Annotated in this window: 17 protein-coding genes; 1 reads left to right on the forward strand and 16 read right to left on the reverse strand. The window is 60.5% G+C overall.

Annotation, left to right across the window (positions count from 1 at the left end):
- Position 1: 1 nt before the first annotated feature.
- The 13 genes from ACFPAH_RS05385 to ACFPAH_RS05445 form a co-directional block, all read right to left on the reverse strand.
- A complete protein-coding gene (locus ACFPAH_RS05385) occupies positions 2–1,207 on the reverse strand; it encodes a glycosyltransferase family 4 protein (protein ID WP_379741781.1) in 1,206 nt (401 codons plus the stop codon).
- A gap of 77 nt (positions 1,208–1,284) precedes the next feature.
- A complete protein-coding gene (gene rfbA, locus ACFPAH_RS05390; RefSeq protein WP_379741784.1) occupies positions 1,285–2,187 on the reverse strand; it encodes a glucose-1-phosphate thymidylyltransferase RfbA in 903 nt (300 codons plus the stop codon).
- 111 nt (positions 2,188–2,298) lie between these two features.
- Positions 2,299–3,357, reverse strand: a complete 1,059-nt coding sequence (rfbB, locus tag ACFPAH_RS05395) for a dTDP-glucose 4,6-dehydratase (protein ID WP_379741787.1) — start codon at positions 3,355–3,357, stop codon at positions 2,299–2,301.
- A gap of 72 nt (positions 3,358–3,429) precedes the next feature.
- Positions 3,430–4,566 carry a non-hydrolyzing UDP-N-acetylglucosamine 2-epimerase gene (gene wecB / locus ACFPAH_RS05400; RefSeq protein WP_379741790.1) on the reverse strand — a complete coding sequence of 379 codons (1,137 nt, stop codon included), beginning with the start codon at positions 4,564–4,566 and terminating at the stop codon, positions 3,430–3,432.
- Positions 4,563–5,681: a UDP-2-acetamido-2,6-beta-L-arabino-hexul-4-ose reductase gene (gene wbjC, locus ACFPAH_RS05405; RefSeq protein ID WP_379741793.1), complete on the reverse strand. Its 1,119-nt coding sequence runs from the start codon at positions 5,679–5,681 to the stop codon at positions 4,563–4,565. Before wbjC ends, wecB begins: the two co-directional genes overlap by 4 nt.
- 5 nt (positions 5,682–5,686) lie before the next feature.
- Positions 5,687–6,727 (reverse strand): polysaccharide biosynthesis protein, encoded by a 1,041-nt coding sequence (locus ACFPAH_RS05410; RefSeq protein ID WP_379741796.1) that lies wholly within the window; start codon positions 6,725–6,727, stop codon positions 5,687–5,689.
- The gene (locus ACFPAH_RS05415) at positions 6,720–7,925 is read right to left on the reverse strand and encodes a glycosyltransferase (RefSeq protein WP_379741799.1); all 1,206 of its coding nucleotides are present in this window, start codon (positions 7,923–7,925) and stop codon (positions 6,720–6,722) included. Before ACFPAH_RS05415 ends, ACFPAH_RS05410 begins: the two co-directional genes overlap by 8 nt.
- On the reverse strand, positions 7,922–9,169 hold the full coding sequence (locus tag ACFPAH_RS05420) for a hypothetical protein (RefSeq protein WP_379741802.1): 1,248 nt from the start codon (positions 9,167–9,169) through the stop codon (positions 7,922–7,924). Before ACFPAH_RS05420 ends, ACFPAH_RS05415 begins: the two co-directional genes overlap by 4 nt.
- Positions 9,170–9,177: 8 nt before the next feature.
- Positions 9,178–10,059 (reverse strand): glycosyltransferase, encoded by an 882-nt coding sequence (locus tag ACFPAH_RS05425; RefSeq protein ID WP_379741805.1) that lies wholly within the window; start codon positions 10,057–10,059, stop codon positions 9,178–9,180.
- A 2-nt stretch (positions 10,060–10,061) separates the two neighbouring features.
- Positions 10,062–11,603: an oligosaccharide flippase family protein gene (locus tag ACFPAH_RS05430; protein ID WP_379741808.1), complete on the reverse strand. Its 1,542-nt coding sequence runs from the start codon at positions 11,601–11,603 to the stop codon at positions 10,062–10,064.
- A gap of 4 nt (positions 11,604–11,607) precedes the next feature.
- Positions 11,608–12,762 (reverse strand): DegT/DnrJ/EryC1/StrS family aminotransferase, encoded by a 1,155-nt coding sequence (locus ACFPAH_RS05435; protein ID WP_379741811.1) that lies wholly within the window; start codon positions 12,760–12,762, stop codon positions 11,608–11,610.
- A 154-nt stretch (positions 12,763–12,916) separates the two neighbouring features.
- Positions 12,917–14,146, reverse strand: a complete 1,230-nt coding sequence (locus ACFPAH_RS05440; RefSeq protein ID WP_379741813.1) for a GumC family protein — start codon at positions 14,144–14,146, stop codon at positions 12,917–12,919.
- Positions 14,147–14,213: 67 nt separating this feature from the next.
- Positions 14,214–16,697 (reverse strand): polysaccharide biosynthesis/export family protein, encoded by a 2,484-nt coding sequence (locus tag ACFPAH_RS05445; protein ID WP_379741816.1) that lies wholly within the window; start codon positions 16,695–16,697, stop codon positions 14,214–14,216.
- Between the two features lie 375 nt (positions 16,698–17,072).
- Here ACFPAH_RS05445 and ACFPAH_RS05450 point away from each other — a divergent pair, with 375 nt between their 5' ends.
- Positions 17,073–18,287: a hypothetical protein gene (locus ACFPAH_RS05450; RefSeq protein WP_379741819.1), complete on the forward strand. Its 1,215-nt coding sequence runs from the start codon at positions 17,073–17,075 to the stop codon at positions 18,285–18,287.
- Here the strand turns inward: ACFPAH_RS05450 and ACFPAH_RS05455 are convergent.
- The 3 genes from ACFPAH_RS05455 to ACFPAH_RS05465 form a co-directional block, all read right to left on the reverse strand.
- Positions 18,284–19,264: a fumarylacetoacetate hydrolase family protein gene (locus tag ACFPAH_RS05455; RefSeq protein ID WP_379741821.1), complete on the reverse strand. Its 981-nt coding sequence runs from the start codon at positions 19,262–19,264 to the stop codon at positions 18,284–18,286. The genes ACFPAH_RS05450 and ACFPAH_RS05455 overlap by 4 nt on opposite strands.
- A gap of 214 nt (positions 19,265–19,478) precedes the next feature.
- Positions 19,479–20,519 (reverse strand): phospholipase A, encoded by a 1,041-nt coding sequence (locus tag ACFPAH_RS05460; RefSeq protein WP_379741824.1) that lies wholly within the window; start codon positions 20,517–20,519, stop codon positions 19,479–19,481.
- A 165-nt stretch (positions 20,520–20,684) separates the two neighbouring features.
- Positions 20,685–21,401: a pseudouridine synthase gene (locus tag ACFPAH_RS05465; protein ID WP_379741827.1), complete on the reverse strand. Its 717-nt coding sequence runs from the start codon at positions 21,399–21,401 to the stop codon at positions 20,685–20,687.
- Between the last annotated feature and the right edge of the window lie 150 nt (positions 21,402–21,551).

Here is a 21,551-nt window from a genome sequence, read left to right on the forward strand (position 1 = left end):
ATCACTTTTTCTTGTTTAGTGCAATAAACAGGTCTGAAAACTTCCTTGTCCCCGCTTCGAGCGATAATGTGCTCGCATAATAGTGGGCGCCATTGCGTCCCATTTCCTCGCGCTCCGCGGGCGGCAACCGTGCGAGATGTAGCATCGCGGTGGCGAGCGATTCGACATTTTCCGGCGTGGCCGTGATCCCTGCCCTGGCCTCGACCACCATATCGGCCGCATCGCCCCGCACGGCCATCAGCAAAGGCTTGCCGACCGCCATATACGCCTGCGTCTTGGATGGGATCGTAATAGCGAACAGGGGGTCGTCCTTCAGGTGCACCAGCAGCGCATCGGCGCGCTTGAGGATCGCCCCCACCTGGTTCATCGGCACCCGCGGCACGAATTTCACATTCCGCATGCCGAGTTGTCGGGCCGTTGTTTTCAATGCATCGACCTCGACCCCGCCACCGACCAATACCAACTGGATCGAGCGATCCATCTCCCACGCCTGTTGTGCCGCCCGAAGCACCGGTTCGAGCGCCTGAGCCTTGCCCATATTACCTGCGAAGACGATATTGAAGAACCCATCCATATACGCCGTATCCGGCGACGCCGGCGACTGCTCGTTCAGGGCCCCTTCGTCACACCAATTCGGAATTACCGAGACCTGGTTACCCGGCACGCCACGCTCCAGCAAGGCCCGGCGAAATCCTGAGGACAGCACGACCAGGTGCGCCGCACGTTTGTAGGTCCAGCTGCAAATTTTTCCGGCAACGGCCAGCAGTTTCTCGTTATTCAGCATGCCGGTGGATTTCAGCGTGTCCGGCCACAAATCCTGGATATCGAGCACGAACGGGGTGCCGCGGAAAAAACCGATTATCGCCGCCGAAACCCCTGTCGTGATGGGCGGGTGATACACATAAATCATGTCGGCTCGTGCTGCGCCAAAGACGCCGTAGGCGCATGACGTCAACAGGAAGCTGACATAATTGAAAACCCGGCCGATTGCCGAGCTGCTGTGGCTGGTGTAGAGCGGTACACGCGTCAGCTTGACTCCATCGACGACGCTCTTGCTCAGCCATTTCTGGCGGAATCCCGGATACAGCTTCCCGCCCGGGTAGTTGGGGAAGCCTGTGATCACCTCAACCTCGTGGCCAAGATCCTGTAGCCTGCGCGCAAACAGCAGGCCTTTGAAAGTGGGTTCGGGATCAAACCACTGGGTCAATAACAATATTCGCAACATCCGCCTCTTTTCTACTCATGTACCCCATACTGGACTGACAGTCTTAGCTGAAGGAGCATTTACCGCCCAGGCAACATCCTGATCTCGGCAAGAATGTTGAGCAGATAACGTCCGTAGCCGTTTTTCCGCAACGGGTCAGCCAGGCGTTCCAGGTGCTCGGCGGATATCCACTTCATGCGGTAGGCAATCTCTTCGGGACAGGCAACCATCAGGCCCTGGCGCTTTTGCAAGGTACCGATGAACTGAGCCGCTTCCAGCAACGATTCGTGAGTGCCCGTATCGAGCCAGGCGATGCCACGCCCCATGATTTGCACGTTGAGCTCGCTACGCTCGAGATAGTGACGGTTTACATCGGTGATTTCCACTTCACCACGCGCCGACGGCCGCACTTGGGCAGCGACGTCGACCACCTGGTTATCGTAGAAATACAGTCCAGTCACGGCAAAATGGGAGCGCGGTACCGCCGGCTTTTCCTCGATCGACAGCACCTTCTGGTGCTGGTCGAATTCTACGACGCCGTAGCGCTCCGGGTCGTGCACGTGGTAGGCGAAAATCGTAGCTCCCTCGGGCTCGGCGTTCGCATTCTGGAGCTGCTTTACGAGTTCGCCACCGTAGAAAATGTTATCGCCCAGGATCAAGGCACTAGGATGGTTGCCGAGGAATTGTTTACCGATCGTAAACGCCTGCGCCAGTCCATCCGGACTGGGCTGGACCGCGTATTCGATATTCAGGCCCCACTGCTGTCCATCACCCAGCAACTCGGCGAAGCGCGGCGCGTCCTGCGGCGTCGAAATAATCAGGATGTCGCGTATGCCGGACAGCATCAGGGTGCTGAGCGGATAATAGATCATCGGCTTGTCGTACACCGGCATCAACTGCTTCGATACCACTTGCGTAACCGGATACAGCCTAGTGCCCGACCCTCCTGCCAGGATGATTCCTTTGCGTTGGAGCTTGTTCATGTTGATTCGATCCTGCTGAGCCTAAATGTCAATTCATGTGCCGTCGCCCAAAAGGGGGACGGGTGCAGGCCAGGCCTGCGCCCGCCGCCTGCGGTTAGCGGCCTTTGCCGGTCAATGCCCGTACTGGTCGGCGATCCAGGCGCGATAGGTGCCGCTGACGACGTTCTCGACCCAGTCCTGGTTGGCCAGGTACCAGGCAATGGTCTTCCTGATGCCCGTGTCGAAGGTCTCGGCAGGCTGCCACTCAAGTTCCGCGGCGACCTTAGTGGCGTCGATGGCATAGCGCCGATCGTGGCCGGGCCGGTCCTGCACGAACGTGATCTGGTTTGCATACGGTTCACCGTCAGCGCGCGGAGCGAGCCCGTCGAGCACTTCGCAGATCGTCGTCACCACCTCGAGATTGGTTTTCTCGTTCCAGCCGCCGACGTTGTACGTCTGGCCGACCTGTCCTTGCGCCAGCACCCGCGCGATAGCGCGGCAATGGTCCGTGACGTACAGCCAGTCGCGCACCTGCTTGCCGTCGCCGTAGATCGGCAGCGGCTTGCCGGCCAATGCGTTCAGGATGCACAGCGGTATCAGTTTTTCGGGGAAGTGATACGGGCCATAGTTATTGCTGCAATTCGTCGTGAGCACCGGCAGGCCATAGGTATGGTGCCAGGCACGCACCAGGTGGTCGCTTGCCGCCTTGCTCGCGCTGTAGGGACTGTTCGGCTGGTATGCATTGGTCTCCCTGAAGGGCGGGTCGTCCCGCTCCAGCGAGCCATAGACCTCGTCGGTCGACACATGCAGGAAACGGAAGCCGGCGCGCTCGGATTCCCCGAGCGCCGTCCAGTACTGGCGCACGGACTCGAGCAGATTGAAGGTGCCGACCACATTCGTCTGGATGAACTCGCCCGGCCCGTTGATCGAACGGTCGACGTGCGATTCCGCGGCGAAATTGAGCACCGCGCGTGGACGATAGCGTACGAGCAGGTCGCCCACCAGCTGCCTGTCGCCGATATCGCCTTCGACGAAGATATGCCGCGGATCCTTTGCAAGCGAACCCAGCGTACCGAGGTTGCCCGCATAGGTAAGTTTGTCCAGGTTGACGATCGGCTCATCCGAATGCGCCAGCCAGTCCAGGACAAAATTTCCGCCGATGAACCCCGCGCCACCAGTCACTAAAATCAAAGCGTCTCCTTGCAATTATAAAAACTTTTACTCGCCTGCCGCAGGCAGCCCGGCGGCCGGGCTGTCCACCGGTCAGTATTTTTTCCAGACCACGCGGTTCACATAGTCGGTATAGCTGTGGATGATGCGCACGACCTTGTCCGACACGTTGGGCATGCTGTAGTCGGCAACCTGGCGCAACAGGCGCTGGTCGCCGCGCGGCTGGCCTGCGAGCAGGGCCAGGCCCTGGCGTACCCGGTCGACTTCGACACCCACCATCATCACCGCGGCTTCTTCCATTCCCTCGGGCCGTTCGTGCGCCTCGCGCAGGTTCAGCGCAGGGAAGTTCAGGACCGACGACTCCTCATTGATGGTGCCGCTGTCGGAGAGGACCGCACGTGCGCTCATCTGGAGCTTCACATAATCGTGGAAACCCAGGGGCTTGAGCAGCCGCACCAGCGGATGGAACGTGGCGCCGGTGGCATTGATGCGATTCTGGGTGCGCGGATGGGTCGAGACGATCACCGGCAGGCCGTGGTCTTCGGCTACCGCGTTGAGCACCTTGACCAGCTTGCCGAACGACTGGGCCGACTCGATGTTCTCTTCGCGGTGGGCGCTGACGACGAAATACTCGTCGGCCGTGAGCTCGAGCTTCGACAGCACGTCGGAACGGTCGATCTGGCTGCGGTAATGGGTCAGCACCTCCAGCATCGGACTGCCGGTCTTGATCACCAGATCCGGCGGCAAGCCTTCACGCAGCAGGTAATCGCGGGCGATCGTGCTGTAGGTCAAGTTGACATCCGCCGTATGGTCGACGATGCGGCGGTTGGTTTCCTCCGGAACGCGCTGGTCGAAGCAGCGATTACCAGCTTCCATGTGGAAGATCGGGATTTTGCGGCGCTTGGCGGGGATCACCGCCAGGCAGCTGTTCGTGTCGCCCAGCACCAGCAGCGCTTCCGGTTGCACCTCGGTCAGCACGCGATCGACACCGATGATCAGGTTGCCGATGGTCTGCGCGGCACTAGTGGCATCGGCTGCGCTGTTGAGGAAATGGTCAGGCTTGCGGATACCGAGGTCGTCGAAGAAGACCTGGTTCAGCTCGTAATCGTAGTTCTGGCCGGTATGCACCAGTACGTGGTCGCAGTATTCGTCGAGCCGCGCAAGAACGCGCGACAGGCGGATGATCTCCGGCCGCGTGCCGACGACCGTCATAACTTTCAGCTTCTTCATTGCTTGACTTTCATTGCGATTGTATCGGGATTCTGACGATCGAAAATCTCGTTCGCCCACAGCATCACGATCAATTCGTCCTCGCCAACATTGGTAATGTTGTGGGTCCATCCCGGAACGGTTTCCACGATCTCGGCCTTAGCGCCCGAGCTGGTCAGCTCGTAGTATTCGCCGGTGGCAATCTGGCGGAAGCCAAAATGCGCAGTGCCGCGGATGACGAGGAACTTCTCGGTCTTGGTGTGGTGATAATGCTCGCCACGGGTCACGCCGGGGGCGGCCGTGAAGAAGGAAAACTGCCCGCAATCGGGCGTCTTCAGCATTTCCACAAAAGTGCCGCGCGGGTCCGTGTACATCGGCACCTCATACGCGAACAGCTCGGGCGGTAGATAGCTGATGTAGGTGCTGTACAGCGCCCGAGTCAAACCGGTACCGACCCGCGGCGAAACGAGGCTGGTGCGGCTGGAGGCAAACCCGCGCAGTGCCTCGGCAACCTCGCCGACCGTGGTGTTGTACACCGGTTCGAGCTGGGGCGTGGCGGCGGGCGCCGGAGCGGACTCGGTCGGCAGGCACGCGACAAACGCCTTGAGCACATCGTCGATGTAGACCAGGTGCAGGGGGGCGGCCGGATCGCGTACGCTGATGTCGAGTCCGCGCGCGATGTTATGGCAGAAAGTCGCTACCGCCGAGTTGTAGTTCGGGCGCGCCCACTTGCCAAACACGTTCGGTAACCTGAACACATGCGCCACAGCGCCGGTCGCGGTTGCGTAGGTACGCACTGCGTCCTCGGCGCCGAGTTTGCTCGCGCCGTACGGGTTGTCGGACGTGGCCTGGGTGGACGAGGTCAGCACGACCGTCGCCTTGCGTCCGGCGGCAGCCAGCGCGGTGCATACGGTCGCGGTCAGGCCAGCGTTGCCGTCCGCAAATTCGCTCGGATCGAGCGGACGGTTCACGCCTGCTACGTGGAATACGAAGTCGGCCGTCCGCAGTGCGTCCTGTAATGCCGTTTCCGGCGTTGCACGGGTAATGCCGACCACATCCTTGTGGCCCAACTCAGCCAGGCGCACGCCCAGGTTCTTGCCGATGAAGCCGTCGGCGCCGGTGATAACGATACGCATGCCGATCAGTCCTGCAGCCCGCGACGCTCGCCGCTAACGACGCGTTGCATGAAGTCCAGCTTGAGCAGCAAGGCTTTCATGCCTTCGACGTCGAGCTGTTGCGTGTTGTGGGAATGGTATTCCTCGCGATGCGTGCTTTCGGTCAGGCGCTGCTCGCCCTGATCGACGAATTTCGCGTAGTTCAGGTCGCGGCCGTCCGGCGGGACACGGTAGTAGTCGCCCAGGTCTTCGGCGCAGGCCATTTCTTCACGGCTCAGCAGCGCTTCGTACAGCTTCTCGCCATGGCGGGTGCCGATTTCACGTACTTCGTGATTCGGCTTGTCCATCAGTTCGAGGATGGCGCGGGTCAGGATCGCCACCGTGGCCGCAGGCGCCTTCTGGACGAAAATGTCGCCATTATCGCCGTGCTGGAACGCGTACAGCACCAGCTCTACTGCATCTTCGAGCGTCATCATGAAGCGAGTCATGGTCGGGTCCGTCACCGTGATCGGCTTGCCCTTCAGCACCTGGTCGACGAATAGCGGGATCACCGAACCACGGGACGCCATGACATTGCCGTAACGGGTGCCACAGATGACGGTGCCGGTGCCTTCCAGGTTGCGGCTCGCCGCGACCATGACCTTTTCCATCATCGCCTTACTGATACCCATGGCATTGATTGGATACACGGCCTTGTCGGTGCTCAGGCACACGACCCGCTTGACGCCGGCCGCGATCGCCGCGTCCAGCACGTTTTCGGTGCCCATGACGTTGGTGCGCACCGCCTGCATCGGGTGGAACTCGCACGAAGGTACCTGCTTGAGCGCCGCAGCATGGAAGACATAGTCGACGCCGCGCATGGCGGCCGCCACGCTACGGGAATCGCGCACGTCGCCGATATAGAACTTGACCTTCGGATGGTTATAACGCTTGCGCATGTCATCCTGCTTTTTCTCATCGCGGCTGAAGATACGAATCTCTTCGATACCCGTGTTGAGAAATCTGTCCAGCACGGCATTACCGAACGAGCCGGTACCGCCAGTAATCAACAAAACACCTTTAAGCACTCAAGCCTCCGCTAACTAATTCAACGATTTTCCGCACCTGAAGTGCGGACGATTTTTTGTTGCGCACGAACTCCTGCGCTTTCAACCCGACTGAATCCAGCACTGCCGGATCCGCCGCGATAACCTGCTCCAGACTTGACTTCAAGCCTGCGGCACCGGGCTGGCCGGTACAGAAACAGTATTCGTAATATTCTTCCGGTATCCCTTCCAGCCTGTGGATGATGGTTGGACGCCCGGACGACATGTATTCCAGCACCTTCGAAGGAAACGAATACTTGGTGTATTCGCCCTCGGCGCCCCGTGGATTGATCAGCACGGTGGAACTCTGCTGCAGCGCCAGCACCTCCGCATGTCCCATCTGTCCGAAGTAGGTGATCCGGTTGTCGCTCGCCGCCGCCTTGAGCACGTAATCGCGCGCGTCACCGTCGCCACAAATCCAGAGCCGGATATCGCTGCGCTCAATCGCGCGGAACGCATCGACCAGGTCACGGATGCCGTAGCGACCGGCAAGGGTCCCGGTATAGCAGACCGATAGCGGCTCTCCTGCGGCGCGCGCCTGCGCCGCGCCATGCGCCACCGAAGCGATGCCTTCGACCACCACATACTGTTCGGGCCTGGCGCCCAGTTTCGACGCCATGGCAGCCGTGAGCAGCACGTAGCAATCGACGCGGCGCCGGAAATAGTCCAGTAACCCGCCCTCGATCGCCTTGTACGAGCGGTACAGGAACCCCGGGTTTTCGGACATGAATTCCGGCATATCCGGCACGATCAGGCAGATCTTCATGCCGGGGTTGCGGCGTTTGGCCATGCTGACGGCGGCCACGAACGGCAGGTGCATCGAATAAATGACGCAGCAATCTCCTTCCCTCCACTCCTTGCGCCGCAGTGCGGCACGCAAGGAGAGAAAGCGCGATACCTGTTTCCACACTGGCCAGTTCGAAAAGCCGATACCGCTGACGCGCGTATTCTTGAACACGCGATCCGTACATGCCGGCATTGCCGCCCTGGTGAACCGTTTTGGATATGAACCGATGAACGGCAGGTTCAGTACCTCGATGCCCCCGCATACCTCGTCGAATCCGGCCAGCAGATTGAGCTGGAACGCATTGGCGGCGTTCTGGATCACGCCAATCGAGGATTCCTGGATCAACGCTTGCTGGCTCGGCGGAAAAATTCCGCCAACAAAATGAAATTTCATAAAACTCTGCTAAAAGTTCCTGCAACGGCCGGCGGCTGATGTGCTTTCAACCAGGTCAACCGGGCTTCGATGACGAAGAAGATATGCACCAGGAGGAAAAGGTGCATTCCCGGCTTTGCCGCGAAAAATAGGCCTTTCACATTTGCCACCAAAAACGTACCGGCTAGGACCCACATATAAAACGAATTCTGCCGCCTGGAGGTTTTTCGTACCACGCAGGCGAATACAAAGAGCAGCACCAGCGTAAGGTATATCAGGCCACCGTAACCCAGCATGATTACATAACCGGAATCGCTATTCTTGGAATTATCCAAAAATAAGTTCTCACCGCTTCCAAATAACAACTCCCAACCTTCCGAAGGCAGGAAAAACATGTCGTTGAGCAGTGCCTCGAACACGGTGCCGCCGATGTCGCCACTGAGCGCTTCGCCCAGTTCCCTGACCAAATAAGAAGACTGCTCGGCGATCAGGACCACGGTGGGATGCTCGGAAACGCTGAAAAAGGTGCCTAGTCCGGCCAGCAATACGGCGACCACCAGCAACCGGGCGGCGCTCCAACGTACCGCAAACGGAATTACCACGATCATCAACAAGCCAATCCTGGCATTGAGCGCACACGACGCAAGCAGCAACAGGACGGCGACCAGCGACCACACATGGATTCCATAAACCCGAAGCAGATAGATCGCGATGACGCCTTGCACCAGCGAGAACGAAAACAACAACTCGTCAGCAAGACCAAAAGCACGATGCGACTGGAATTCCATTAGGACGTCGTCGTACTTCATTACCTGGAATTTGACGAACTCCCCCGCCTCCGGAGACAGGGCCAGCAATACCGACAATACCGCTGAAATGATGCCAATCGAGATCAGCATCCCAAACAGCTTGCGCGACGGCACGACGCCCTCGGCATGGCCCATCCGCACGATGATCGTCGATATCCAGACACAAAAAGGGATATTGAACAATAGGATTGTCACCGGGGCGAACATCAATCCGACGTCACCTCCCCGCATCGACAGGACGACCGAATACATGATGATCAGGCACAGCAGCATCAACTCGAGCTTGATCGTCCTGATATGCGCCAGCAACTGCGGATCGCGCAGGATAAAACCCCAAGCTATTACCCCAACCAGGGTTGACACGTTGACGGGCAATAGCCGCAACGGGGGCCCATAGACGAAGAAAAACAGCGCAAGCGCCACCATGAAATAGCTGGCGCGGCTGAAACGTTCCACTCGCATCGCTACTGCCGCCTATACCTTAATGCTTTTGCATAAACGATCTTCAAGGCCGACCTGGCGATATCGAAAACGACCAGGTGCGACATCGAATAGGGCAGCCAGGAAAACAGCTTCCTGAACAGGAAAATACGCTTGTAGAAGTAGTCCCAGGGCGTCGATTGCGTGGCGCTCATGCTGCCGATAGCGTTCTTCCTATATACCGATGCATTGGCGCTGTCATACCAGAACGGGCCGCGCTTCGACAATATCACCTCCAGCGCCAGGTCCTGGCTCCTCACTTGGCTGAACCAGGCCGGCAATACTGGCGGCAATGCCTCCTTGCGGAAAAAGATCGAAGCGGTCGGAACGAACCAATCGTCCAGCAATAAAGCCTTGGTCGAGCAGGTTCCCGACTCACGGTGCTGGTTAAAGCTGGTGAACCGACCGCTTTCGACGTACAGAATCTCGGCGTTATGGCAGCAAAACGACCAGGCCGGGTTTGCCTCCATGATCTCGTACTGGCGCTGCAGTTTATTCGGGTCGGTCCAGTAATCGTCGCCCTCGCAAATCGCCAGGTATTGGCCTCGTGCCATCGGAAACGAGACCACCCAGGGCGACACTCCCAATCTGAACGTGTTCTTCTCTTCGATGATCGGCTGGATAATGTTCGGGTACAGTGCGTGATATTTCCTGATGATGGCCTGAGTGGCGTCAGTAGAGCAGTCGTCGCGAATAATGATTTCGAACGGAACAGCGACATCCTGGGCCAGGAAACTCAGGATGGCGTCTTCGATGTACGCCTCGTGGTTATAGGTCGTGCAGAGAATGGTAATCATCGGAACATCCGGCGCAGCCCAGCTGCTGCGAATGGCACTCTCGGCGCGGAGTGGTCCTGACAGGTTCATGTTCATTTCCTATTTGCAACTTTCTGAGTGCCGGCGAGCCGGAGCCACAGTGCCCCTGACAGCGCGCGTGCGCTTGGTGACCCTGCTGCCGCAGCAGCCAGCGTCGCGAGGCTTGCGGCGGCCAGGACGATCGCCGCCGGTCCACGCTGCATTGGCCACTGGATAAGCTGATGCAATAGTGCCCCGGCGGCAGCGGCTGGCAACAGGATCCCACCGACGTCCCTGAGTAACCAGACATGGTGCAGCCCCTTGGAGAACCGGCGATGAATGCGGGGAACCCACAGCAGGAAATAGACTAGATTCGCCCCCGCCCAGGCCCAACCGGCACCACGCGCGCCGAAGTGCAGCGTGGCGGCGATCAGCGCCGGGATCAGGACCACCAGGAATAAAATATTGCCCACCAGGTGAAGCTTCAGGTCGCCTTTAGCAATCTGCAGGTAATAGGGAAAGGCGCCGATGGCAAGGATGCAGTTCCCGACTGCGTACAGTTGCAGCACCGGCGCAGCGCGTGCCGCCAGCCAGGTGTCACCGGTCCATATCCACAGCACCTGTTCAGCAAACAATGTAATGACCAGGGAAACTGGAATGGCCAGCACGCAAAGCAGGTTCGTGGCTTTCCGATACATGCCGAAAAACTCGACCTCCCTGGCTTGGGTCGCAAGCACCGTCAGGCGCGGCAGCAAGGCTGTGCTGATAGGGCCACTGATGACCAGGACGCCCCCTGCCACCAAAACCGACAGGGTGAAATAGGCGTATTCCTCGAGCGCGAGCATCTTCGACAACAGAAGCTTGTCGACCTGGGTCACGGCGATCCATACGAGCCCGCTGAACGCGATCCCGAGTGAGAACTTCAATACATTGCGCAACGGCGAAAAGTGCAAGCGGGTCCGCTCGTCAGGCGCCATTGCCGGCAGGAGACTGTAGGATTTCCAGGCAACTATGGCCAGTTCGGCCAGCGCTACGCAAAGCTGGTACCAGAAAAACTCTGCAGGCCCGTTACCGATAAAAATGAAGACAGGGATGACGACCACGAAACGGGCAGTGGCAAAAAACGCGTTCACACCGCCGAGCCAGCTCATGCATTCAAAACCGCTCACTGCTCCGCGATACAGTCCGCTAACCAGGCGCAACGCCGCTGCGATCCCCATCAACGAGACCGCGTGGGCTACTTCGGCGAGTGGCAGCCGGTCGACCTTGAGCCAGCTGTTTGCGATCGTGCCGGAACCAAAAACCAACGCAATCCCGCCCAGCAGCGCTATTCCGAAAAACACCGCTTCCAGGGCGCGCAGCAGTTCGCGCAGCGACGCGGCGCTGCCGGCACCGCCCCTGAAGCGGGCGATTTCTCGCGCCATGGTTGGCGTCAGGCCGAAATCGAGCAACTGGAACCAGGCCTGCAGCATCACGAAGAAACCGACCAGTCCATAGGCTTCCGCCCCCATATACTGCAGGTACACGGGGACCATCGCGATACCGACCAGCGTGACGTAGATCTGGCTGGCGTAATTGACCGCGATATTGCGTTTGATTGAGGACGGACTTGGCATTCGCTTAACCGGCGCTTCCCTCATGGATCAGGGCAGCAATGCGCATGACCTGGGCCGCGCCCAGGCTCGGGTAAAGCGGCAGGCACAACACCTGCTCGGCCGCACGCGAAGCCACGGGCAAATTTTCCTTTGCAGCAGACGGCAGCGCGCTGTACATCGGGAAGTCCGAAATCAGCGGGTAGAAATAGCGGCGCGCATTGATGCCGTGCTGTTTCAGTTTTTCGTTCAAGGCATCGCGCGTGATTGGGTAGGCGTCCCCGACCAGGATCGGAAAATAGGCACCGTTTTCGACCAGCTCGCCGCTGTTCTCGAGGCAACGAATACCCTTGGTTGTTTTCAGGGCCTCGCGGTAGACCGCGGCAAGCTCACGCCGCTTGGCCAGTAACTGGTCGACGTGCTTGAGTTGCAGCATGCCAAAGGCGGCATTGATTTCGCTCATCTTGCCGTTCATGCCGGCGACCGTCACGGTCAATTCATCGACGAATCCAAAGTTTTTCAGTTGGTCGATCCGCTTCTTGGTGGCGGCATCGGGGCAAACGATCGCCCCGCCTTCGAAGGTGTGGAACACTTTGGTGGCGTGAAAACTCAGGATGGACAGGTCGCCATGACGCAGTACGCTACCGCCCGTATCCTCGACGCCGAACGCGTGGGCGGCGTCGTAGATTACTTTCAGCTTGTACTTGTCCGCAATCTTCTGGATCGCCTCCGTGTCGCAAGGATGGCCATAGCAGTGCACGGGCAGGATGGCCGAGGTACGCTCGGTAATCGCCGCTTCGATTTTGGCCGGATCGAGGTTCAGCGTGTCGGGATCGACGTCGACGAAGACAGGAGTCTGCCCGTTCCACAGGAGGGCATGCGAGGTGGCGACAAAGGAGTACGGCGTCGTGATTACTTCACCAGTGATGCCTGCAGCCTGTAGCGCGGTCATCAGGGCCACCGTACCGTTCGAGAACAAGGCGATATGCTCGACGCCGAGATACTCGCAGAGAGCCTTCTCCAGCTCGCAGTGGTAGGGCCCGCCGTTGGTCAGGATCTTGTTCTCCCAAATCTGTTCAAGATACGGAATGAACTCAGCGAGTTCGGGAAGATCCGGCCGCGTCACGTAGATGGGCTTACGGTCTACATCGTGGATGGCGTGGAGGACGGCGGTCTTGTTCATATTTTCCTTGTTACATTCTTTAGATGTTGCGCCAGAACCCCTCCAGCCATCGCGCTCTACTGGACGCGTAAAAGTGCAGGCAAATTTCTACGTCCGCTTGTCTACGGCGCACCGCTGGTCCAGACGCATGGCGCTGGTGCACGGCTCTGGCAAATTACTTCTTCTTTCGCAGACGCAGATGCGCCCTCAACTCATCCCACTTCGACGCCATGTGGGGCGAAAGCAAGGCCTGTTGACGAGCTTCGATGGCGAACGCGATGCCGAGTGCAGCCAGCAAGGACAGCACACCGGTGAACAGCACGATCACGGCGCGTTTCGGCTTCGACTTACGCTCCGGCTCTATCGCGGTATCTAGCACCTGAATCAAAGAAGGCTGCTTGGCCTCCTCTAGGCGGGCAAATTCATACTGTTTGGCCAGCAATTCGTATAGCATCTGATGGTATTTCACTTCACGCAGGATCTTGATGTTTTCAAGCCCCGCCTGCTTTTGCGGCAATGCCCCAGCACCTACGGCTTGCGGCCGGCCGTTCTCGAGTTTTGATAACTCGGCGCGCAAACTGTTAAGCTCTTCCTGGACACGCTGGAAGTCCGGATTACTGGTGGTAACGAAAGACCGCATCGAATTGATCTGGATTTCTTTTGCCGAGATGTGGGCGCGGAGCTGGCCGATCGTTCCGAGTACCGAGCGACTGTCGACGTCGACACTGATGACGCCGCTTGTATCAATTGCGCGCTTCAGAGCGACTTCGGCCTTTGCAAGGTTGTTCTTTGACGTTTCAAGCTGCTGTTCGAAGAACAGCCGGCGCTGCGAGGCTTCGGTCAACGCTAGCGTGCGCGTCAGCTTCGTCAAAGCAGCAGCATATGAATTAGCCAGAGGTGCGACCAATTTCTGGTCACGATCTTCCACCTTGATGGTGATCAGTCCATCCTTTCCTGCACTGATATCGGTATTTGCTTGCAATCGCACCCGAGCACGGTCGACCGATGGGACTTCGTAAACTTTGACCAACTGGTGCTCCGCGATCAACATATCGGTGACGGTCCGGCTTTTGAGCATGCCAACGTACAGGTCGCCCGCACTCTTAATTCCAGCAACACCAGCGACCATCCCAGCCGCCCCGCCCAATTGAGAGAGCAAGGCTGCAGCGCCAGATTGCGCCTGCTGGGGCGGCAACAGCTTAGTCTCGCCAGTGTAAACGTTCGGAATCGCTAAGCTGATCGCAGCAGCGGTCAGCACTGCGGCAAGCGGTAAACCGATGATCAGCTTTTTATGCTTGGCCATGACGATCATCAGGTCGATCAGATCAATGCCATCGTCGTCCACGGCGTTCCCGAAACGCATTGCATCGGGCGTATGGGGTAAGTTGCTGTTTGTTTCGATCATGTGAGAAGAACTTTGTGTATGGGCTTAACGTGCCGGGCGTGTCCGGCCATGCATGCGTTGGATTGGACTATCGCAAGGTCTTAATGGCCGCAGCACCTAAGCCAAAGTTCGCAAAAATCTGCGCCCACTCACGGGTTCCCCTGGTGAATTTCGTCCAAGCAGTTTCCTTGTCAAATTTCTCCGGAATCACGATGCTATCGCCAGGCATGACTTCGATACCGTCCATGCCCATCGATAGCCAGCCGCTGGCCCCCTTAGTCACGACCGTGCCATCGACGCGAATCACGAAGACGTTGTCGACGTCCGCATCCGCGGTCACCCCAGCCACGCGGAGGTAGTCCTTCACGCGGCTGTTCGCACGCCACAACGGCGAAGCTTCGGCGTTGACTGCGCCAAATACATGCACGAAATCGGGACGGGCCGGCACGACCAGGCGGTCGCCATTGGCCAGCTTGATGCGTGGCAGGACTGCGAACGATTTCTCATGCGGCTCGAGACCGAAGGCGATCCGCCCAGTTGGCTTGAGCTGTCGGAAACGGCGAATAGTCTCTTCAGCAATCTGCAACTCCACCTGGCGCTGCGAGGCGGCGGCAGCCGCATCGGCGGCACTAAGCGCGCTGACGTTAGCGATCCCTTTCGCTTGCTGCGAACGCAGTTGCGCTTCCAGACGCACGGCTGCCTTTTCCAGGTTAATTTGCTGCTCCTTGCGCACCTGCTCGCGATAGAAGGCCGTACCAAACAGGTAGGCATTCCCGGTCGGACCGCCCGCCCTGGCCAGCAGCGACTGCAAGGTTTCGCCGGCGCTCATCTGGTAAACACCAGGCACCTGGACTTCGCCTTCGACGCGCACGAACACGCGGCGCTTGTCCATGGGCACCGCTACGTCTTCATGCGAAAACACGGTCACGGTATCGCCCGGCTGGAGCTGGATGTTGTCCGGCCCATGCGGGTTGGTGAACACATTGCCGAGATTGAAAGGAATCAGCTTGACGCTCAGGTCGATGCGATTGATGCGCTCGACGACCGCGTAGTCCCAGTTGATCTCGTCGATCAGGCCGCCGATACGCGACGCGATCGAACGCTCCTCGCCGTCGGCGGTATGTTCGCCTTCGCCCAGCACTTCACTGCGTCCGATCCCGAGCTCTTGGCGATCGCGATCGGTCAATCGCTTGTCCTTACGCAGCTCGCGTACTTCCTCGCTCGTCGTCACGGCATTGTTCTGGCGCTTGATCGAGCTGCGGGTGATCAGGTACTCGCGGCTCGGGATCAGGTCGCTCACGCGCATGTTCGATTTGAACGGCACGCGCACGGCCTGGTCGACATTGCCGCGCAAGACGACCGCGTTCGAGAAATCGGGGGTGATCGAGGTGATGTTCAGGACGTCGCCGTCCTTCAGGCTGCGCTTGAGGCCCGCGCCGTCGAGAGGAAACTGCTCGACGCTGCGTGGCTGGCTGCGGCTCGGGTCGATACGCTCGAGGAAGGCGCGGCGCGGATCCGCCACCACCGGCAGGCCGCCGGAGAGGTCGAGCAGCGACTCGACCGTGTCGCCACTGCCCTTGATCTCGTAGATCGCTGGTTCGTTGACCTTGCCGACGAGTGCGACGAAGCCGCCTGCCGGGGGGATCACGATGGTGTCGCCGTCCTGCAGCCTGATGTCGCCGGACTTGTCGCCCTTGGCGATGAAAGCATACAGATCCAGCTCGGCAACCACCTTGCCGGCGCGCTTGACCTGGACCTGGCGCATGCTGCCGTTGGCATTCGGGCCGCCGCTGGCGAACAGGGCGGTCACGAGGGTCGACAGGCTCGACACGGTATAGGTGCCCGGCCGCTTGGCCTGGCCCACAACGTACACGGTCGTCGAGCGCAACTGGCCGAAGGTGACGTTCACGTTCACGCCCTTGTACAGGCGCGCAATGGCGGCGCGGATCACGCCTTCAGCCGAGCCCGCTTTTACACCGGCCAGCACAACGGTGCCGACGGTCGGGATCGAAATGGTGCCGCTGCGATCGATGGTCGCCCGGTAATCGATATCGATGGTGCCAGTGCCGCGGATGAGCAACTCGTCGCCTGGACCGAGCGGCTGGTCGGCCGGCAGCGGCCCACTGCCGATTGGCGTAAATGCGGACTGTGCGGATTCGAAAAACCCGGCGCCGAAGATAGGCAGGATCTCGCCGGTACTATCCGACAGAAACTTCTGGAATTCGCTGATGACCTCCGGCTCACGAGGGTATGCGCTGTCGCCGTTCACACCTTGCCGCTGGACTCCGTTTTGATTGCGCTGCAAGCCAGTCTGGTTGCGCTGCGCGCCCATTTGATTACGCTGGATTCCGTGACCCTGCTGCAGCGCAGCAGTGTCGCTCTGCAGTCGGTCCGATCGATCCGTATTGGTGATCCGGACCTTCTGCGGCGCAGCCGGTGCGCTGAACGAAGTCTCCGTGGCCGGCGCATCCTGTCCGAACATGTCGTCCCGGTTGGTCATGCTTTGAGCCGACGCGCCAATACTGGAAACGGCCAGGGTGACGGCCAAAAAACCGGTGCTGAGTTTGAACATGGGTGATTGAGCGCGGGTGACGCGAGGGCGAATATGAACAATCAGCGATTCTAACCGATCAGTTGGCCCTGGGAAATGGGTTAATAAACCCAACGTCACATAAATCTGCTTTTTGGAGGCGCCCGTTCAGCACATTTACCACAAGACGGTGTTGAGTTATCTCAATAACAACGGCCGTGGTCGCCAGTTACCCCCCCCTGTGGGGCGAACGACACGCCGCGCCCCACGAAGCATGCGCGGCGTGCGCTGGAACAGGGACGGCCGGCGCCCCTTGTTCAAATAATGTGTTGGATAACTTGGGCTGCCGCATATGCATTAATTCGGGGTGTGACAAATTGTGAGAATTTAACCAGTTGTTTTTATTAGAAAAACCATATGTTAATAAACGCCGATTATCCGATCTTAATTATTCGTGCTTTAATGCTAACTACCGGACTCTTGCTCAGTCTTGGCGCAACGGCAACACCCGACGACACGCGAGCCTTAGCGACTGACACTACAGAAATGGTCCAGGCGCTGGAGGACGCCCGTTTGCGCGCCGCCATCGCCGAAGCCGAGCGCGCCGCCCTGCTCGACCGCCTGCCTCCGGCATCAGCCAAGCCGCTGCCCGGCGCTGTCGAAACCCGCCAGTTCGGCGCCGCGGGCCTGGTCCGCGCGTTTGACCTCGCCGGTGAACTCGCGCGGGAGGTGTGCGCCGCTCTCCCCGCCGGGCCGGCGCATGTTGTCTACGATCCGGCGGCCACCCAGGGCGTGGTTGCCGCGCGCACGGTCGCCGGGGCGCTGGATGGGCTGGGCGACGAGATGGCGCGGCGTAACAGGGAACTGCAAGCCTATATCGACAAGCACACACCACCGGGCGCGGCGTTGACGACGCTGTCGACGGCGCTCACGGTCGTGCCCGCGATCTTGCGCGCGGCGGCCGATACGGCATCGCTGTTCAAGAGCGATGTGACGGTTGCCGGACTGGCCTACGGGGACGGCGCGCGTGGCCTGTTCGCGACCAGCCTGGCCGCATCCTGCCCCGACCGCATCGCCGGGCTGGGCGGCGGATATCTAGGCGAGCTCGACACCAGGCAGCACGAGCGCCTGCTCGGCAAATTACGGGCGCTGGCGAATCACCGGGCCGAGTATGCAAACCGGATCGCCTTGCTCCAGAAGTTGGCCGATAACGCCAGAGGGGATGAAAAAAGGGAACTGGCGGCGGTCGCCGGTGCGGCCGGGGCGGCCCTCAAGGCGGTGGACGCCTTCATCGAGTCGCTCAGGGCCGGAGAAACCGGCGAGCGCAGCCCGCTCTACAATGCAGCGCGCTACCTGGCCTATGCGGCGCGCATAGATGGCGCGCAGGTGCTGGACTTCGACCTGCGCCTGGAGGGGATGAGCATCGTCAAGGATGGCCTGTTCAGCGGGCAGAAGCTGCGGTTGTCGGCGGTCGCGTTGCTCTGGTATCGCGTCCATGCGCCGGACGGCAGCCTGCGCCTGGCCAGGACGGCACGCAGGATGTTGCGGCCGATCGAGGTGGACCTGCGCGGCGCCGAAGCGGAAGGCACGTTCTGGAGTGGCGGTGAAGCAACGCCGGCGCGTCCGCGTTAGGCCTTGCGTACCGCCTGCTCGATCGCCCCGAAGATCGACTTCCCTTTCTCGTCGAGCATCTCGATCCGGATCGTGTCGCCGAAGCGCATGAACGGAGTACTTGGCGCGCCATCGGCGATCGTCTCCAGGCAGCGCTGCTCGGCGATGCAGGAGTAGCCACGGCTCGCGTCCTTGTTCGACACCGTCCCCGAGCCGACGATGCTGCCGGCGCGCACGTTGCGGCTCTTGCTCAGGTGGGCGATCAGTTGCGGGAAATTGAACACCATGTCGACGCCTGCGTCGGGCTGCCCGACCAGGTGGCCGTTCCAGGTGGAACGCAGCGGCAGGTGCAGCTTGCCGCCTTTCCACGCGTCGCCCAGTTCGTCCGGCGTCACCGCCAGCGGAGAAAAGCTCGTGGCCGGCTTCGATTGCAGGAAACCGAAACCCTTGGCCAGCTCGGCCGGAATCAGGTTACGCAGCGAGACATCGTTGGCCAGCATCAAGAGCCGGATGCGGCCGTGGGCCTCGTCGGGCGTGGCGCCCATCGGCACGTCGTCCACGATCACGGCGACTTCGGCTTCGAAGTCGATACCCCACTCTTCATGCGCGAGCACGATGTCGTCCATCGGGCCGAGCAGGTCGTCGCTGCCGCCCTGGTACATCAGGGGATCTTCCCAGAACGAGGCCGGCATGTCGGCCCCGCGCGCGCGCCGCACCAGTTCGACGTGGTTGACATAGGCCGAGCCGTCGGCCCACTGGAAGGCCCGCGGCAGCGGCGCCATGCAGCGCGCCGGGTCGAACTCGAAGGCGCGGCGCGCCTGCCCGGCGTTGAGCTGGACATACAGGTCGTCCAGCTGGGGCGCGATGAAGGCCCAGTCGTCGAGCGCGGCCTGCATGGTCGGGCAGATGGCGTCGGCCATGTGGGCGCTTTTGAGGTCGCGCGACACGACGGCGAGCTGGCCGTCGCGGCTGCCGTCCTTGATCGTGGCAAGTTTCATGTGCGGTCGGGAAATGTTGGGACCGCTATTGTATTGCGCCCCACACTTCCCGCAAGGTTTCCGGAGTAGCCGTAGGGTGGGCAAGTTCCTTGCCCACGCGTTCAACCGGCATTGACACATCCGATCGCTCATCAGCCACGCGATTTGATCGTACGCTGGTTGGACGCGTGGGCGGCAGAGCCGTCCACCCTACGTCCCTTCGATAAGCTGCAGCTTAAAACAGGCCGAGCACGCCCAGGCCGATCGAGCGCTGGAAATAGTTGTAGTCTATCAGGCTCTGGCCGTAGCCGGCGAAGCCCTGCGCATAGCCCTTCAGGTTGCCCGCCAGCGGGAAAGCCCAGCCGGCGAGGATGGCGCCGCGGTTGGTGTGGAAGTTGTAGCGCAGCGTGGACGAATAGATGTGGCCGTCGCGGCGGTAGGCCAGCGCCAGGTCGCCGCGGCCCATGTAGTCGACGATATCGGGATTGTCGTCGTCGCTTTCGTTCAGGCGCTTCCAGACGCGCGCGGTGGCCGAGAGGCCGCCCTTCTCCACGCCGACCTGGGCATAGAGCCGGTTCCAGCTGCGCGAGAGCGTGCCCGACTGGCCGTTCGACTGGTGGTTCAGGCCGAGGCCGACGTAGCGCAGCTGCACGCCGCCGAGCTCGACGCCGATCGGGGTGATCGCCATCACTTCCGGCTGGTAATTGGTCTCGCGGAATGGGCTCGAGGCCTTGCTGTTGGCCGCTTGCCAGAAGCTGTTCTGGGTATAGCCGAACCAGACATCGACCGGCTTGCCGAAGGCGCCCTGCAGCATCTTCATTTTAAAACTGAGCTGGAAGGCCAGCTCGGCCTTCGACAGGCGGGCATCGTCGGCCTGGTCGAGGAAGGGGCGGTAGGGCTGTTCGTTCGGGCGATAGGTGCGGGTGCCGATCAGGTAGCTAGAATGGTGCGGGCGGAATTTGAAGACGCCACGCTGGTAGGGCTCGTCCAGCTCCCAGTGGTCGAGCTGGCTGAACCTGGCGCTGCTCTCGGCCGAAGGCTGTGCCGTGACCACTGCCACGGTAGCGGCAGGGCCGCCGTCCGCCGGATTGACGACGACGGCCGCCTCGGTGCGCGGGGCGGGCGTCGCGGCGAGCTTGTCGAAACAGGCCAGGCGCGCGGCGTCGTCCGTAATCGTGGCGCAATCGCGCAAGAGCATCGGCGCGTCCTGGGCAAAGGCGTTGGCGGCGTACAGCAGTGGAAGCGAAAGCAGGAGGGTGCGGTGTGGATGCGGCATCGTGAACAGGGAACGGTTGCAAAAATACGCCGCCGCGCCCGACTGCCGCACTTGAATTGCAGAACGTCGACCACGGTTCGACGCGAGTCGGCATGCAGTGTGCGTGAAAACAGACGCTTTCGGCGCACGCCTGTTTATAGCGCTGCTACTGCAAGCCGTTTGGGGTCAGCCTGCGGTCAGCAGATCCAGTTGCGCCTGTTCCAGGAAGCACCACTCGCCTTCCTTCAGCCCGAGCGCATCGAGCGTCAGGCCGCCGATGGCGGAGCGGTGCAGCGCGTCGCAATGGTTGCCGGCTGCGGCCAGCATGCGCTTGACCTGGTGGTACTTGCCCTGCTCCAGCACGATCTCGAGCTGGTGTTCGCCGCGCTGCACGCAGGAGACGGCGCGCAGCGGCGCCGGTTCGTCGTGCAATTGCACGCCTGCCAGCAACTGCGCGACCAGTTCCGGCGTGACCGCTTCCGCCGTCGTCGCCTGGTACACCTTCGGCACATGGCGCTTGGGCGAGGACTGGGCGTGGATGAAGGGGCCGTCGTCCGACATCAGGAGCAGGCCCGTGGTGTCGTGGTCGAGCCGGCCGACCGGCTGCACCTCACGCCAGCCGAACTGTTCGGGCAACAGCGTCAGCACGCCGGGATGGTGGCTCGGTTTGCGCGAGCATTCGAAATTGGCCGGCTTGTACAGCGCAATGTAGACGCGCTCGCGGTACACCCACTCCTCGTCGAACACGGTCAGCACCAGGCCGTTCGTTTCGACGGCGAGTTTGTAGTTGTCTTCGATGACGCCATTCACGGCGACGTCACCGTCTTCGATCAGGGCGCGGCAATACTTGCGGGTGCCGAAGCCTTGGGATTGCAGGATACGGTCCAGGGATAATTTACTCATGGGCGAGACTTTAACAGATGGCCCCAGCCGCGGCATAGGGCGCAGGACGTTACCGGTGGGATAGAGATCACGCGCGCATTTGACTTAAATCAATCGTAGCGGGTAATCCATTGATAGACTTCAATGCCATTAGGAATCGGCCTAACGGGC

It is taken from the genome of Massilia sp. GCM10023247 (assembly GCF_042653325.1).
Classification (GTDB): domain Bacteria; phylum Pseudomonadota; class Gammaproteobacteria; order Burkholderiales; family Burkholderiaceae_D; genus Telluria.

Excerpts from the sequence above, each read along its gene's own strand:
- rfbA (WP_379741784.1), bottom strand. The coding sequence starts at position 2,187 with ATGAACAAGCTCCAACGCAAAGGAATCATCCTGGCAGGAGGGTCGGGC.
- ACFPAH_RS05460 (WP_379741824.1), bottom strand. The coding sequence starts at position 20,519 with ATGCCGCATCCACACCGCACCCTCCTGCTTTCGCTTCCACTGCTGTAC.
- ACFPAH_RS05435 (WP_379741811.1), bottom strand. The coding sequence starts at position 12,762 with ATGAACAAGACCGCCGTCCTCCACGCCATCCACGATGTAGACCGTAAG.
- ACFPAH_RS05465 (WP_379741827.1), bottom strand. The coding sequence starts at position 21,401 with ATGAGTAAATTATCCCTGGACCGTATCCTGCAATCCCAAGGCTTCGGC.
- ACFPAH_RS05430 (WP_379741808.1), bottom strand. The coding sequence starts at position 11,603 with ATGCCAAGTCCGTCCTCAATCAAACGCAATATCGCGGTCAATTACGCC.
- ACFPAH_RS05445 (WP_379741816.1), bottom strand. The coding sequence starts at position 16,697 with ATGTTCAAACTCAGCACCGGTTTTTTGGCCGTCACCCTGGCCGTTTCC.
- ACFPAH_RS05415 (WP_379741799.1), bottom strand. The coding sequence starts at position 7,925 with ATGAAATTTCATTTTGTTGGCGGAATTTTTCCGCCGAGCCAGCAAGCG.
- wbjC (WP_379741793.1), bottom strand. The coding sequence starts at position 5,681 with ATGCGTATCGTTATCACCGGCGCCGACGGCTTCATCGGCAAGAACCTG.
- ACFPAH_RS05450 (WP_379741819.1), top strand. The coding sequence starts at position 17,073 with ATGTTAATAAACGCCGATTATCCGATCTTAATTATTCGTGCTTTAATG.
- wecB (WP_379741790.1), bottom strand. The coding sequence starts at position 4,566 with ATGAAGAAGCTGAAAGTTATGACGGTCGTCGGCACGCGGCCGGAGATC.
- ACFPAH_RS05425 (WP_379741805.1), bottom strand. The coding sequence starts at position 10,059 with ATGAACCTGTCAGGACCACTCCGCGCCGAGAGTGCCATTCGCAGCAGC.
- ACFPAH_RS05455 (WP_379741821.1), bottom strand. The coding sequence starts at position 19,264 with ATGAAACTTGCCACGATCAAGGACGGCAGCCGCGACGGCCAGCTCGCC.
- ACFPAH_RS05440 (WP_379741813.1), bottom strand. The coding sequence starts at position 14,146 with ATGATCGAAACAAACAGCAACTTACCCCATACGCCCGATGCAATGCGT.